We start from the raw sequence: 14,451 nt of genomic DNA on the forward strand, positions 1-14,451 counted from the left end.
AGTTACAAATATACTAATCACTCGTTTTATATGACAAGCAATATAATCTTGGAAGGAGTCAAAAAAGTATGGATTTCTTTGATCGCTTTGCCGTACCGCATCCCAGCTTTTTGATATACGCATCAATGGTTGCCATCGGTCTTACTGTTATTGCGGTACTCGTAGGCATAACCTATTTTAAAAAATGGGATTATCTATGGCGTGAATGGTTAACAACAGTAGACCATAAACGGATCGGTATTATGTATCTAATTTCTGCTTTACTTATGCTATTCCGGGGTGGCGTAGATGCTATTATGTTACGTGCTCAACTTGCCATTCCTGATAATAAATTACTAGAATCTCAGCATTATAACGAAGTATTCTCAACTCATGGGGTCGTTATGATTCTCTTTATGGCTATGCCATTTATTATGTTCTTTTTTAATTTCGTCGTACCATTACAAATTGGTGCCCGTGACGTAGCCTTCCCACGCCTAAACGCCATAAGCTTCTGGCTATTCTTTATGGGTGCGATGCTATTCAACATCTCATTCGTAATTGGTGGTTCACCTGATGCAGGTTGGACTTCTTATTTTCCGCTTGCAGGGAATGATTTTAGTACTTCTGTAGGTTCGAATTATTACATGATTGCAATTCAGATAGCTGGTATCGGTACTTTAATGACGGGTATCAACTTCATCACGACTATTTTTAAGATGAGAGCACCTGGCATGAAATTAATGCAAATGCCGATGTTCACATGGTCTGCTTTAATCTCTAACTTAATCATTGTTTTTGCTTTCCCTGTATTAACCGTATTACTTGCAATGGGTACAATGGATCGTTTATTCGATACAAAATTCTTTGCAATTGGTGACGGTGGTTCAGATATGCTTTGGGCCAACCTATTCTGGGTTTGGGGACATCCTGAAGTATATATCTTGATCTTGCCGGCATTCGGTTTATTTAGTGAGATTATCTCGACCTTTGCACGTCGCAATCTTTATGGGTATAAATCCATGGTTGCTTCAATGGTTGTTATCTCTGCCTTTTCATTCTTTGTGTGGGCTCACCATTTCTTTACGATGGGGCAAGGGGCACTTGCAAACAGCTTTTTCTCCATTACAACGATGGCGATTGCTGTTCCAACTGGGGTTAAAATCTTCAACTGGTTGTTCACCCTTTGGAAAGGGAAAATTGAATTTACTACTCCAATGCTTTACGCGATGCATTTCCTTCCGCTGTTCACACTTGGTGGGGTAACAGGGGTTATGCTTGCGATGTCAGCTGCGGATTATCAATATCATAATACAATGTTCTTAGTTGCTCATTTCCATAACGTGATTATCCCTGGTGTTGTATATGCAATGCTTGGTGGTCTTACGTACTACTGGCCAAAAATGTTCGGATTCATGTTAAATGAGAGAATCGGTAAATGGACAGTATGGTTAATGTCCATTGGATTCGTTTTAGCATTCATCCCAATGTATATTACTGGTTTAGACGGTCAAGCACGCCGAATGTACACGTACTCTGAAGCAACTGGATTTGGTCCATTGAATATGGTTGCATTTATTGGAGCAGGTATTATGGCCATTAGTTTTGCGTTACTTGTGTACAATATCTATTATAGCGTTCGTTACTCACCACGGAATATTGGTAACGATCCATGGAATGCCCGTACTCTTGAGTGGGCTACTCATACTCCAGTACCGGAATACAACTTCGCGGTTATGCCGCAAGTTAAATCAACTGAAGCATTCTGGGATGCTAAGAAAAATGGCCACGAAATATTTAAAGGTAAAATCGAAAAAATTCATATGCCCAATAGCAGCGGTTTACCATTTATTATGAGTTGTATCTTCTTCGTCTTTGGATTTAGTATGATCTTCAGTATCTGGCCTCTTGCCATTATTTCGTTACTCGGTATCCTAGGCTGTCTGGTATACCGTTCGTTCGAAAAAGATCATGGACATTACATCCCTGTAGAAGAAATTGAAGAGACAGAAACAAAATTGCGAGGTGCTAAATAATGAAAATAGATCACTCGCTTCCACTCGAATATAGCACGGAAGAAAACCGGTTAAAAATCTTTGGTTTTTGGATTTTTCTAGGTGCCGAAATTATGCTTTTTGCAACGCTCTTCACGTCATACTTCGTGTATGAGCACCGTACAGGCAATGGTCCTAGCGGTGCAGAAATCTTTGAAATAACACCAGTATTAATGGAAACAATCTTGCTTTTAGCAAGTAGTTTTACCATCGGTCTTGGTATTCACGCCATGCGCTTAGGCAAACAAAAAGCCATGATGACCTTCTTTTCGGTAACTCTTGTTCTAGGTTTAGGGTTCTTAGGATTTGAAATTTTCGAATTCGTAACATATATACACGAAGGCGCTGGACTGAGCACTAGTGGATTCACATCCATGTTATTAACAACATTAGGAACACATGGACTGCACGTAACATTTGGTTTCTTCTGGGGATTATCTATTATCCTACAAGTGAAAAAACGTGGATTGACTCCTGAAACAGCCAATAAATCATTCATTTTCTCTCTTTACTGGCATTTCCTAGATGTAGTTTGGATCTTTATCTTTAGCTTCATCTACTTGAAAGGAATGATGTAATATGAAAGAATTATTCCCAATAAAACAAGTAATGGGCTTTGCATTCTCGTTAATCCTTACAGCAGTGGCTTTATTGGTTTACTTCTTAGATATGTCATTTACAGCAGGCATAACTATACTTCTTGTGACAGCATTCATACAAGCAGGCCTGCAACTCGTTGTATTCATGCATGCTGGTGAAACAGAAGATAAAGGCGCCATTTATTCAAACGTTTATTTTGGTATATTGGTTGCTTTAGTTACCATTTTCGGGACATTGTTAATCTTTGTCTGGGATATGTAATCCAAAAAGATCCACTTAAAAGAGGGCGTATTACGCTCTCTTTTTTTTTAAAGGCGCAGCCATTTGTATCCTCATGTCAACTACGCCTATATTAACATCTATATGACCAGTTAATATTATTTAACCAATCCATTATCAAGGCAGTATCTTTTTCCCCTGCTTACAATTTGTCACCATCTCTTCAGAAGCTACTAGAAACATTCCCATTAAGAAGATAAAAACAGCGCCCATTACTGTACCAATCCCAATCCCCATCACAGGTCTGTAATCGCTTACAAAGGATCCGTATAAAAAAATTGCAATTCCCATTGTAAGTAGGATTACCCCTACATACTTCGTAGCGTTTAACAATTTCAATCTAGATTCCATTTTAATCATCCTCCTTTATATATATTATTCATCTAGTTCACAGAATTGTCAAACTTTTTATATATTTTTGGAACCATTTTATTGACATTTATATGTGAATCGCATTTTTCACTTAGTGGCACCCTCCTACTATTATAAACTTGAACCATTATTCTTATACAATCATTCAGTTTTGTTCTTGAATTGATCACTACACTACAGTTGACACCTTATATTTAAATTTCTTCAGTAGATGATTGATACAATAATATTTCTTGTAGAGCAAATGGCTGATAAGATCGTAAAGACCGCTGATATAGTGACAGCAATGACCGATATATGTTTCAATGCAACAACCTATTATTTATTCAAATTAAGGAGTTATAGCTGCAAAGAAAAATGGCCCCAGCTACTAATTGCAGCTAGAACCATTCATTTCAATATTGTTATTGTGATTGTCCTAATGTAACCTGTAATGTCACTTTCTTATTTCCACGATACACTTCCACACTTACTTTTTCATTCACTTTTGCTTCTGTATAGAGATATTTTCTAAGTTCCATAGCGCTCTTTATTTCTTTCCCATTCATCGCAGTAATGATATCCTCCTGCTGTAAGCCGCCTTTTTCTGCAGCAGATCCAGTTGCCACATTTGTGACCATGACTCCTGCCTTCACATTTTGAGGAATGTTTTGTACGTATGCTGGCGGAAGTTCTGCTAAATCAGCAAGACCCACTCCTAAATATGGACGTGTCACTTTTCCTGTTTTAATCATTTCATCCACAATTGGAATCACATCATTACTTGGAATAGCAAATCCGAGGCCTTCAACACCATTTACGGATATTTTTAAGCTATTAATTCCGATTACCTCGCCTTTAGAATTGATTAGGGCTCCCCCGCTATTACCTGGATTGATTGCGGCATCAGTTTGGATGACGTTTAATCCCCATGTACCGCTTGATGTATCCACGTCAATAGTTCTTTCAGCGGCACTAATGATTCCTTCAGTAACCGTTCTAGAAAAATCAAGTCCAAGTGGATTCCCAATTGCCACCACCTGTTCACCAGCGCGGATCGCATTTGAATCGCCAAATTTAATCTCACCTGGAGCTAATGAAGCATCGATTTTCAAAACAGCCAAATCGGTTAAAGCATCGGAACCGACGATTTCTGCCGTTGTAGTCTTGCCATTATATAACGATACCTCAACCTTTGAAGCCCCTTCAATGACATGATTATTCGTGACAATATAGGCGTTCTTTCCATCAATTTTATACATGACTCCTGAACCTGTGCCACTTTCTACTTCCTGCGAATTTAGTGCAAATCGGTTGGCCGATTGTTGATAATTGACGACTCCGACAATGGCCTTCGAAGCCGATTCAACCATATCTGCAAGGCTTGTTGTTCCTGTGTATGAGGTATTTTGAACGTTCACACCATTATCTTTCGTTATGTCTTTTTCTACCGTAGTAGAAGTTGGATTTTCAGCTGGGGTGTGTGGGAAAAGCTGATCTCCCGCCGTTGTAAATATCGTTGCCGTTAATACGGAACCGATTAATCCAGAAACAATCGTCTGCCCCCAGCCCGCTTTTCCTTTTTTCTGCGGTTCTTTTTGTAATGATGTATTTGTTTCAATTTGATGTTCCTCCATACGGACCATCCTCCTTGTTTCTTTCAATTTATTTGTTACATTCATCATAGCCAACAAATATGACGAAATTATTAACAATGCATGAAACAAGGATGAAATATTATCTAATTCAATTCTCTATGATGTAAGTATAAAAAAGAAGGTTCGTAAATAAAAAGAATCTTTGTTCCCTTAATTAAACTTCATGCCATACTCAGCTCGGAACGTTTCCCCTGCTTCTAGCCGATTCACTCCAAATTTCTCCTTCAAGTTCCCTGATGTATCATGAGTGTCGGCAATACCGTACCATGGTTCAATGCAGACAAATGGTGCCATTGTACGATCTGTCTCGTTATATTTCGACCATATTCCAACGAATGGAAAGTCCTTGAATGTTAGTTCGACACCATGACTCGATTTTTGAGATGTCAATGTCATATGATCAATATGGCTGTATACGAGAGCGTCCTGTGCAAATAAAGAAGGAGTGAGTGGAATCTCTTGAAAATCATGAGCTGGGCCTTTCTCATGGATTAAAGAATCCATGAGCTCATATTCAATGACTTCATTATTTGATGCAGGTGTAAGCTTCAATATGTAGTCCTCAATCTTCTCATTTTCTAAAAGAGGAAGCTTAAACGCTGGATGTGCACCAATGGAAAAATACATTTCTTCCTTATTTTCATTCACGATTTCCCATCGTACAAATAGAGAATCTTCTTTAAGCTTATAATGGATACATGCCTTAAATTCATATGGATATACATGTGTGAACTGTCCAGCAGACTCGATTACAAAGGAAACATAATCTATTTCCTTTTTGTCCACTTCGAATACATTATCACGTAAGAAACCGTGCTGTGACATTTTATATGTGTTGCCATCTAGCTGATACTGGTTTTCTTTTAAACTTCCGACAATCGGAAACAAGACAGGAGAAACGCGTCCCCAGTAGGTGCTATCCCCTGTCCACATATAGTTCAGTCCATTTTTCTTATGCTTGACTTCCCGCACCTCTGCTCCATTTTGTGAAATACTTACCTTCAACCAATTATTTTCTATTTCAACTATCATCTAAAATCCCTCTTCTCATTAGAAGTTACTTATTTTTATCATATCAAAAAACTCCTTCCGAGTTAAAGGAAGGAGTCTAAATTTGTCTTAAATTGTCGATCTTTATTAAAATACGGCAGAACCTCAGTTTAAAACCAGCACTTACTAATCCATCCCCTAGCTAAAGCTTAACGCGTCAGTACAAGCTCGTGAATGGCGTACGCAACCCCATTTTCATTATTAGAGCGAGTTTGAAAATCAGCCGACTTCTTAACTTCTGGAATCGCGTTCTCCATGGCCACGCCACAGCCAGCGTACTCGATCATTGATAAGTCATTACCATTATCACCTATACTCATCACCTCTTGCTGGTCGATCCCTAGTTTTTCCGCCAGTTTCTTGACAGCATTCCCTTTGCTAACTTCTGGATGTAAGATTTCTAAGAAATAAGGCGCACTCTGAACCATCATGTACTTTTCTTTTATTGACGCTGGAATTTGTGCAATCACTTTGTTTAATCGCTCAGGTTCATCAATAAACATGATTTTCGGAAGTACAATATTTGCTGAAATGTCTTCAATTTTACGATAACGTAAGGGGATTTGATTAATAAACGATTCTAGAACTGTGTATTCACTAATATTTGAATTCGGTGTATAGACATTCTCTGCATCAAAAAATTGCATAGGAGTATCTAACTCGAGACTTAGTTCATAAAACAACTTTAAATCGTCATATCCAAGTGACAGTTCAGATACGATCTTATTGGTATGAGTATTTTGAACGAGAGCGCCATTATAGGCAATCACGTAATCTTCCTCTTCATCTAACTTAAGATCTTTCAAGTATCGGCGCATACCACCGATAGGACGGCCCGAACATAGAACAATTTTCACACCTTGCTCTTTTGCTCTATGTAGCGCGTCTCGTACGTCTGCTGTTACTTCATGATGATCATTTAATAAGGTCCCATCCATGTCGATGGCAATAATTTTATACACAATTCCCCACTCCTCTTACTCATTTGACACTATCTCTATGGAGAGAGTCTCTACAACCTCTTCACCTAAAGCTACTTCATATTATAGGCCATAGTGCTTCGTATTATCTACATATTGGATCCTATTAGCTGCTTTGTTCCAACTCAATAACAATTCACCTTTACAACGATTTATTTTGCTGGCAGTTGAATCGTAAAGATCGTTCCCTTGCCTTCCTCACTTTCCACCTCAATTTCACCATCATGAAGCTGGACAAGCTTCTTAACGATGGATAAGCCGAGACCGAATTCTCCGTAAGGATTGCTAGTTCGAGACAAATCAGCTTTATAAAAGCGATGCCAGATTGCCTCAATATCTGCTGGATTAATCCCAGAACCTGTGTCTTCAATTTCAATGATAACCCGATCTTTTCCCGCTTTGCCACGGAGCCATATCGTTCCATTTTCGGTAAATTGAATACTGTTCTTTGTGATATTAATTAAAATTTGCATCAATCTGTCGTAATCCGCAAACACGAGCAAATCTTTGGGAACATCAAGTTTAATCCTATTATTCTTACCTTCAGCCTGAATGGAGAGATGATCTTGAATGACTTCCAACACTTCTTGAAGCTGGATTTTTTCTTTCGCTAACACGACTTGATTGGATCGGATTCTTTCATAATCTAGATTTTCATTCACTAACCGGATTAATCGTTTCGTTTCCTGATTCATCAGATTAATGCCTTTCATTTTTTCTTCTTCAGGAATTAAGTCATCCCGCAACCCTTCTATCATTCCGCTTATCGTGGTCAATGGCGTTCGCATTTCATGAGATACATCTGCCATGAATTGCCGTCTACGATTTTCAAGACTTTCAATTTCTTCATTGGAGTTTTTTAACTTCTGTGCCATCTCGTTGAAATCATTGCCAAGATCACCGATTTCATCAAAACTGGAGGATGGAACATGGACATCATAGTTCCCAGAAGAAATCATCGAAGTTGCTTCACGGATACGTTGAATTCGATTCACATGAAGCTTAGACAAAAACCAGCTTAATAGTAAAGATACCGCTAAAGCGATGACTACAGTAATGAATAGATAATTATTCACTTCACTGATCATTTCTCGTGTGCCGCTTACCGGGGCATACAGAACAATGACTCCGAGTAAATTCGCGCGTTGGATATACGGTAACAATACCACCGACATTTCTTGTACAAATCGTTTGCCTTCATGGCGTATAATGACTGTTTCACCGTTTGATAGCTGTGAATACTCTTTAGCAGTCAGCTCAAAACTTTCAAGTGGGCCAATATTAGGTGTTAGCAAGTTCAAGTGTTGATCAAACACACTAAAGTAAATTTGTCGTGCATCTAACACGTTTGCATATTGATTTAACGTTTGAATCTGCCCTCTTGGATCGGCTTCAAATTTCGCTAAAATGGTTTGTCCATATTCAATCAGTTCATCCGTTTTACTTTTATAGACTAGATTTTCGACATAATTAGCGAACAGTAAACTTAAGATAACAAACGCCACAAGTAAAATGCTAATATGACTTACAAGCAATTGATACACATACTTAATTCTCATTAACCGTCACCGTTTCATCAAACTTATAACCGACTCCCCAGACAGTATGAAGCATCGGCTTAGTGTTTAAGCCAATCTTGCCCCGCAGGCGTTTAATATGCACATCAACCGTGCGCTCATCACCGTAAAACTGATAGCCCCATACCCGTTCAAGCAATTGCTCACGCGTGAAAACCTGGCGTGGTGATTGTATAAAATAGAGAAGTAAATCAAATTCCTTCGGTGTTAAGTTCGGAATTAATTCACCGTCTAGAAATACCTCCCGTGTATCACGGTTTATTTTAAAATGGCTTGTTTCAATAATCTGATCCTCTGATAGCTCTGACTGATTATCCTTCTGCGATCTTCGCATCACTGCCTTAATTCGCGCCATCAATGCCAGTGGACTAAAAGGCTTAGTCACATAATCATCCGCCCCTAGCTCAAGCCCAAGGACTTGATCAGATTCACTATCTTTTGCAGTCAGCATAATGATTGGGATTGTACGATCATCTTCCCTGATTTTACGACAAATACTGACCCCATCCATCCCTGGCAGCATCCAATCCAAGATAATTATATCCCAATCCCCCGTTTTGTAACGATTGTACCCATCTAACCCATTCATCACGAACTCACCGTGCAATCCTTCTTTCGCAAAAAACATTTCTAACATCGAACAAACTGCTTCATTATCTTCTACAACTAAAATGTTCACGTCTACACTCCCCCTGCCTAGTCCTTCTTTCTTTTACGTTACGTCTAATTCTACATATTTTCAACTACTATCTACTGGTTTGTTTCATTGAGAAGGTAGACTATCGTATGGACACTTTAAATTGGACCTTGTAGTGGACGTACTTATATAGGAAAGCAGTTCGATACAATGAAACTTCCATTAGTGGGGGCTCCTCCACCTATTTTTATCTTGGTTCTCTCACCATAATTGAAGTTGGGGGATTACAGCCTGTTAAATCAGGAGAAAGATTTTAATTTCCAGCAGTCCATTTAGCTTCACTCTAACATGGACGCTTGTTTGGCGAACGAAGAGGATATTCCCTAGTTTCTTGGAAATAAGTAACTTTTCTCTACTCATCCCCTTCTATTTCTATCATTTTTGCCAAGAGTACCCCTTCTTCAAATTTTTGTTAAAAAATGAAGGAGGGGGTGAATGGGCGGTTTTTATTTTTCAAAACAAATCGTATTATTAGTGTTTTAGAACATATGTTTGATATGATAAATATAGGAGGTGAGAAAATATGACAAAGGAAAACGAAGAAAAAAAGAAGTATAGAACGCACCAAATTTGGATTAAAAAAGGACATCGTATGTATGGGTATTTTCAAGGTATGACTCAAAACGCCAAAAATTTGCATAACACCACTAATTTCTATATCCGCCAGGTTTACACAGGACTTACACAAGGTAAAGAATTGCAGCCTTTACAAAAAGAAGTCTTGGATACAATTGATAAAAAAATAGATAGTATGAATGATGTTCAACTTTTAGCTTATCAAAAGAGTGTAATGAGACAAAAAGACAAACCGAAAGAAAAACAAACAGAAGTGACATGTAATCTTTTTTCCAAACCATCAAAAGAGCACCCCTACGTAAACTATCATTTTTTGGATGCTTTATTTAAGGTCGTTTCACAAAAAGATTATCGCTCTCTTCCGGCGCAATCCAGTCAATCTGTAATGAAGGGTGTTTTTCAAAACTGGAAGTCTTTTTATGCGAGTTTAAAAGATTACAAACAAAACCCTTCTAAATACAATGTGAAACCAAAAATACCTAAGTATAGTCGTGCAACAGAAAAAGAAACGGCTTTCACCAATCAAGATTGCGTCATTAAAAACAAGAAGTTCTTAAAGTTCCCCAAAACAAAGAAACAATTAAATATCGGAAAACTCGGCTTTGCTGAAGGTCGATTAAAACAAGTTCGTATGATTCCGAAGTACAACCAATATGTTGTAGAGTTAGTGATGGAGATCTCTTTTGAAAAAACGGAATTAGAAGATAACGGTAGATTTATGAGTATTGATTTAGGAATTGATAATCTTGCAACCATTGTGACAAATACGGGACGAGCACCCCTATTAGTCAAGGGCAAACATGTCAAATCCATCAATCAATACTACAACAAAAAGAAAGCCCATCTACTTGGTATTTTACGACAGGGAAAACAAGCGAATGAAGGTTCTTTTACTTCTGAACGATTAGAAAGATTACATCAAAAAAGATTCCTTAAAATAAAGGATATTTTTCATAAGGCAAGTTCAGAAGTGATAAAAATTGCGTTAGAAGAAAACACCCATACCATCATCATTGGACAAAACAAAGCGTGGAAACAAAAGATTAGTATTGGTAAACGCATCAATCAATCGTTTGTGAATATTCCACATAGTTTGTTGATCAGCATGATTACATATAAAGCTAAACAGCACGGAATGAAGGTGATGGTGACGGAGGAATCCTACACATCCAAAGCAAGTTTTCTTGATGGTGACGATATCCCAACTTATGGTGAAAGCGATAGAAAGAAACACTTCTCAGGCAAGCGTATAAAAAGAGGATTATATCTTTCAAGTCGTAATGGGTTCATCAATGCGGATGTAAATGGAGCAGCTAATATTTTGAAAAAAGCTTGGTTGCGATTAACAAAAGAAACGGATTTCAATATGGAAACCGTGAATGTTTGGAACCCCCAAACAATGAGTATGTAAAAAAGAAGTTCCAACGGCAAGACCAATGGGATAGAGGGTCTGGGTGTGTGTAGTCCACCGATGTGACAGCCCCACTGCTCGTTAATCGTTTAGGTTCACGAAGAAATTTTGGGTGAATACATCGATACGACAGAAACCCCTTCCTCAAAAATGCGTTAGCATTTTAGGTGGGGGAGCATTCATTGGATTTTAATTACTGTAATCAATAGTGATCTTAGGCCATTTCTCATTTTCTACTTCATTTTGCAGGATTCTATACAGAGATTTGTCGAATTAGTAAAGGAGAGAAACGACACATGTAAAAAACTAAATAAAGAGTCAGTAGGATTTTTTGAAAAAGGAGAAAAAGACATGTATCAATCATATTTAGATTTTGCTATTCAACTTGGTAAAGACGCAGGACAATTTATTCTTCCACACGCAGGAAAAGCGGGTCAACAAACTGTGAAATCTGCAAAAGATTTTGTAACAGAAATGGATATTCAGGTGGAAAACCTGATCATCCGCCGTATTAAAGAACAATATCCTACCCATCGGATTTTCAGTGAAGAAGCGGGGAGCATTGAAGGCACTGAGGATTTTGAATGGGTAATCGACCCAATTGACGGTACGGTGAATTACAGTGTCGGAATTCCGTTGTACGGGGTTTCTATTGCGCTGACTTATCAGGGAGATCCCGTTGTTGCTGTCATATCACTTCCTGGTTTGGATGAATTGTTTTGGGCGGCGAAAGGAGAGGGTACTTTTTTAAACGAACAACCGATTCAAGTTAGAGATGTTGCTCTATCAGAAGCCTTTGTTTCAGTAGGAGACTTCGCAAAGGATGGAAACAAAGAAAGCAATAAGGAACGATTGCAATTGTTAGATAACATTGTAAACGATGTGTACAGAATTCGAATTATTGGTACAGCCGCTGTTACGTTAGCTTATATTGCAGCTGGTCGATTAGACGCAGCTATTTACCTAAACCCTAACTGGTACGATATCGCAGCTGGTCAGCTACTGATTACCGAAGCTGGTGGTACACAGAGCACTGCGGGAAATCATACAATCTATGCCTCTAATAACATAGTAGATGAGTTAATAAACCTCATTCTTGTGCAAAAATAACTCTTTGCCCAATCCAATGATTTGATACTAATCGAAACCGTCTGTCATTGGAACAGGCGGTTTCGTTTAATCCTGTATTTACCTATTTTTTTACGTTGTAGCTTTGGAATAAAGTATGATTAAAAATACCTCGTAAGCCCATATTTTACGATAAATTAAAAGAATCCATTTTGAAAAAAAGATTGATCAAAATGGATTCTTTTTCAGCAGATTTAAATTTGGTTTTTATAAAAAGCTTTGATTATTTTCTACCTGATCTTCAATCAATAGCGCCCTATTCTGGAATAAGTATATGGATGGATCGCTCACTAATAAAAAAACCTATAGAACTGCGTCACATGTTTAATTCCTACCACGTTACGTTGACATTTCTGTTTCTTATTCTGACCATGGTGAATGTAAAATACACTGACAAAAATTCTTATTTTTATATTCTGGTCTAAAATATTTAATAACATCTTCTTTCATATTGCCAAAAGTAGTTTCTGGCTTATGCTTAAAGCCCTCATAAAATCCTGAAATAATTTCCCTTTTGAAATTGTTACGAGGGAACGCTTTTATAATTTCTTCACGCAAGTCGTCGGGGAATTGTTCAAAGCCATCTCCCATCACATCTAAACCAACACCCGAAAAGAGTAGTGCTACTTCAGACTCTTTATGTTCTGCAACACCGGGTGTAGTATGTAATGCAATAGCATCCCATACAAGACGAATTGACTCATCCGGAATTTGATACTGCTGTAAAAAACTTCTTGCTGCGTTGGCACCGTCTACTTCAAATCGTAAATTGGGACTACTGAACTTATTTGTTAAGCCTAAATCATGGAATAAAGCACTGACATATAGCAATTCTAAATCATAGTTTTGCTTCGCTTTTTTTCCGTTGACTGCACCAAATAAAAACACACGATTTGAATGATTCCACAACAAGTCGTCCCCATGCTCACGTAAAATATCGGCTGCATCTTTCGCCAATCGAGAATCTGGAATTTTAATACCCGCTACTGCCTGAAACATAATTGAACATCCCCTTTGCAATTTATAGTTCTCATTTTATGAACTTATCTTCATTGTAAAGGGAAATTCATTATCGTCCTATGCGATTAATTCTATGATAATGATAGATAAAAACTATAATATAGCACTTCGTAAAGAAGTAATTGAATCTTTCTCTGTGTGAAAATGAAGCTTTTCGATTTCACGTACTAATAACTTAATATATTTACGTGCTGGATAATTAATAAAACAATTCTTTTTCATCACGAGATAGACTGCTCTTGTCAAAGATGGTTTCTCAATATGTTGGAAAAATAAATCCTCTGTATCATAAAATTCATATAATGTACGTGAAACAACACTACGCCCCACACCACTTCTAACTAGATTCAAGATAGATTGAATACTAGACGTTTCCACAATAGGCTCTAATTGCTTGCCAACCTCATCACTCGTTATATCAAGTATTTTTCTACATTGATGCAGACCGGGAAATAAAATCAGAGGACCATCTAAAACAGAAGAAAATGAAATCGTCTGCTCTTCATGACTCTGATTACTAATTAGGTAAAATTCTTCATCATACAACTTCGTCACTTGCAACATATCATATTGATTAAGTTGAAAACCAATACCAAAATCGGCTCGATTTTCTATAACGGCCTTTTCCACCTGATCAGTAGTTTCAATGAGCACTTTAATGTTCGGATATAAATGGTTAAATTGAATACACAAAGTAGATACCAAATCAGTTATTTCCCCTGGTAACACGGCAATTTTCAATTCTCCGATTTCTACCTTTGTAAATGCAGCAATTTGAGAGGTAATACTTTGTATGGAACCTTGAATATTCAATGCTTCCTGTTGTACAATTTCTCCTACCTTAGTAAGCTCAATTCTCTTGCCAACGCGGTTAAAAAGTGGGTATCCTACCTCTTGTTCGAGCATCTTAATTTGATGACTTAAAGTGGGTTGAGAGATTCCTAATTTTTCAGCTGATTTTGTAAAATGTAGTTCTTTACTAACCATTAAAAAATATTCTAAATGTCGTAATTCGATACTAGTTCAATCCTTTCTAATACAATTATTATTGGCACTCTGCTATCAAAGATGGATTACCCATCTTTCTACAT

At 37.7% G+C, this 14,451-nt stretch carries 14 protein-coding genes; 6 read left to right on the plus strand and 8 right to left on the minus strand.

Going from position 1 to position 14,451, the window contains the following annotated elements:
• Positions 1-68 precede the first annotated feature (68 nt).
• The 3 genes from qoxB to qoxD are packed head-to-tail and all read left to right on the plus strand — an operon-like array spanning position 69 to position 2,894.
• Positions 69-2,015: a cytochrome aa3 quinol oxidase subunit I gene (gene qoxB / locus ACIQZI_RS16395; protein WP_049679796.1), complete on the plus strand. Its 1,947-nt coding sequence runs from the start codon at positions 69-71 to the stop codon at positions 2,013-2,015.
• On the plus strand, positions 2,015-2,611 hold the full coding sequence (qoxC, locus tag ACIQZI_RS16400) for a cytochrome aa3 quinol oxidase subunit III (protein ID WP_062184562.1): 597 nt from the start codon (positions 2,015-2,017) through the stop codon (positions 2,609-2,611). Before qoxB ends, qoxC begins: the two co-directional genes overlap by 1 nt.
• A gap of 1 nt (position 2,612) precedes the next feature.
• Positions 2,613-2,894, plus strand: coding sequence for a cytochrome aa3 quinol oxidase subunit IV (gene qoxD, locus ACIQZI_RS16405; RefSeq protein WP_062184565.1), 282 nt, complete (start codon positions 2,613-2,615; stop codon positions 2,892-2,894).
• 135 nt (positions 2,895-3,029) lie between these two features.
• On the opposite strand, the gene ACIQZI_RS16410 is transcribed toward qoxD, so the two are convergent.
• Positions 3,030-3,263, minus strand: a complete 234-nt coding sequence (locus ACIQZI_RS16410) for a hypothetical protein (RefSeq protein ID WP_403074779.1) — start codon at positions 3,261-3,263, stop codon at positions 3,030-3,032.
• A 232-nt stretch (positions 3,264-3,495) separates the two neighbouring features.
• Between ACIQZI_RS16410 and ACIQZI_RS16415 the strand changes: the two genes are divergently transcribed.
• On the plus strand, positions 3,496-3,711 hold the full coding sequence (locus tag ACIQZI_RS16415; RefSeq protein ID WP_403074782.1) for a hypothetical protein: 216 nt from the start codon (positions 3,496-3,498) through the stop codon (positions 3,709-3,711).
• On the opposite strand, the gene ACIQZI_RS16420 is transcribed toward ACIQZI_RS16415, so the two are convergent.
• The 5 genes from ACIQZI_RS16420 to ACIQZI_RS16440 all read right to left on the minus strand — a co-directional run bounded on the left by ACIQZI_RS16420 (position 3,689) and on the right by ACIQZI_RS16440 (position 9,207).
• On the minus strand, positions 3,689-4,900 hold the full coding sequence (locus ACIQZI_RS16420; RefSeq protein ID WP_403074785.1) for a S1C family serine protease: 1,212 nt from the start codon (positions 4,898-4,900) through the stop codon (positions 3,689-3,691). The genes ACIQZI_RS16415 and ACIQZI_RS16420 overlap by 23 nt on opposite strands.
• Before the next feature lie 171 nt (positions 4,901-5,071).
• Complete coding sequence (locus ACIQZI_RS16425; protein WP_403074788.1) at positions 5,072-5,953, minus strand: aldose 1-epimerase family protein; 882 nt, start codon at positions 5,951-5,953, stop codon at positions 5,072-5,074.
• A 167-nt stretch (positions 5,954-6,120) separates the two neighbouring features.
• On the minus strand, positions 6,121-6,933 hold the full coding sequence (yidA, locus tag ACIQZI_RS16430; RefSeq protein WP_403074790.1) for a sugar-phosphatase: 813 nt from the start codon (positions 6,931-6,933) through the stop codon (positions 6,121-6,123).
• 170 nt (positions 6,934-7,103) lie between these two features.
• A complete protein-coding gene (locus ACIQZI_RS16435) occupies positions 7,104-8,510 on the minus strand; it encodes an ATP-binding protein (RefSeq protein ID WP_403074793.1) in 1,407 nt (468 codons plus the stop codon).
• Positions 8,500-9,207 (minus strand): winged helix-turn-helix domain-containing protein, encoded by a 708-nt coding sequence (locus tag ACIQZI_RS16440; protein ID WP_403074796.1) that lies wholly within the window; start codon positions 9,205-9,207, stop codon positions 8,500-8,502. Before ACIQZI_RS16440 ends, ACIQZI_RS16435 begins: the two co-directional genes overlap by 11 nt.
• Positions 9,208-9,748: 541 nt before the next feature.
• On the opposite strand from ACIQZI_RS16440, the gene ACIQZI_RS16445 reads away from it, so the two are divergent.
• The gene (locus ACIQZI_RS16445) at positions 9,749-11,212 is read left to right on the plus strand and encodes an RNA-guided endonuclease InsQ/TnpB family protein (protein WP_403074799.1); all 1,464 of its coding nucleotides are present in this window, start codon (positions 9,749-9,751) and stop codon (positions 11,210-11,212) included.
• A gap of 351 nt (positions 11,213-11,563) precedes the next feature.
• Positions 11,564-12,322 (plus strand): inositol monophosphatase family protein, encoded by a 759-nt coding sequence (locus ACIQZI_RS16450; RefSeq protein ID WP_403074801.1) that lies wholly within the window; start codon positions 11,564-11,566, stop codon positions 12,320-12,322.
• A 378-nt stretch (positions 12,323-12,700) separates the two neighbouring features.
• Here the strand turns inward: ACIQZI_RS16450 and ACIQZI_RS16455 are convergent, their stop codons facing one another.
• Both ACIQZI_RS16455 and ACIQZI_RS16460 read right to left on the minus strand, forming a co-directional pair.
• Positions 12,701-13,339, minus strand: coding sequence for an HD domain-containing protein (locus tag ACIQZI_RS16455; RefSeq protein ID WP_403074804.1), 639 nt, complete (start codon positions 13,337-13,339; stop codon positions 12,701-12,703).
• 114 nt (positions 13,340-13,453) lie between these two features.
• Entirely contained in the window at positions 13,454-14,377 is a 924-nt protein-coding gene (locus ACIQZI_RS16460; RefSeq protein WP_403075221.1) for a LysR family transcriptional regulator, read from the minus strand.
• Between the last annotated feature and the right edge of the window lie 74 nt (positions 14,378-14,451).

It is taken from the genome of Peribacillus sp. NPDC096379, assembly GCF_044762875.1.
Taxonomy (GTDB): domain Bacteria; phylum Bacillota; class Bacilli; order Bacillales; family DSM-1321; genus Peribacillus.

What these genes read in the sequence shown, in the direction of transcription:
- ACIQZI_RS16455 (WP_403074804.1), bottom strand. Translation starts at nt 13,339, where the DNA reads ATGTTTCAGGCAGTAGCGGGTATTAAAATTCCAGATTCTCGATTGGCG.
- ACIQZI_RS16425 (WP_403074788.1), bottom strand. Translation starts at nt 5,953, where the DNA reads ATGATAGTTGAAATAGAAAATAATTGGTTGAAGGTAAGTATTTCACAA.
- qoxD (WP_062184565.1), top strand. Translation starts at nt 2,613, where the DNA reads ATGAAAGAATTATTCCCAATAAAACAAGTAATGGGCTTTGCATTCTCG.
- ACIQZI_RS16420 (WP_403074785.1), bottom strand. Translation starts at nt 4,900, where the DNA reads ATGGAGGAACATCAAATTGAAACAAATACATCATTACAAAAAGAACCG.
- ACIQZI_RS16410 (WP_403074779.1), bottom strand. Translation starts at nt 3,263, where the DNA reads ATGGAATCTAGATTGAAATTGTTAAACGCTACGAAGTATGTAGGGGTA.
- ACIQZI_RS16445 (WP_403074799.1), top strand. Translation starts at nt 9,749, where the DNA reads ATGACAAAGGAAAACGAAGAAAAAAAGAAGTATAGAACGCACCAAATT.
- qoxB (WP_049679796.1), top strand. Translation starts at nt 69, where the DNA reads ATGGATTTCTTTGATCGCTTTGCCGTACCGCATCCCAGCTTTTTGATA.
- ACIQZI_RS16415 (WP_403074782.1), top strand. Translation starts at nt 3,496, where the DNA reads ATGATTGATACAATAATATTTCTTGTAGAGCAAATGGCTGATAAGATC.
- ACIQZI_RS16450 (WP_403074801.1), top strand. Translation starts at nt 11,564, where the DNA reads ATGTATCAATCATATTTAGATTTTGCTATTCAACTTGGTAAAGACGCA.
- ACIQZI_RS16435 (WP_403074793.1), bottom strand. Translation starts at nt 8,510, where the DNA reads ATGAGAATTAAGTATGTGTATCAATTGCTTGTAAGTCATATTAGCATT.
- qoxC (WP_062184562.1), top strand. Translation starts at nt 2,015, where the DNA reads ATGAAAATAGATCACTCGCTTCCACTCGAATATAGCACGGAAGAAAAC.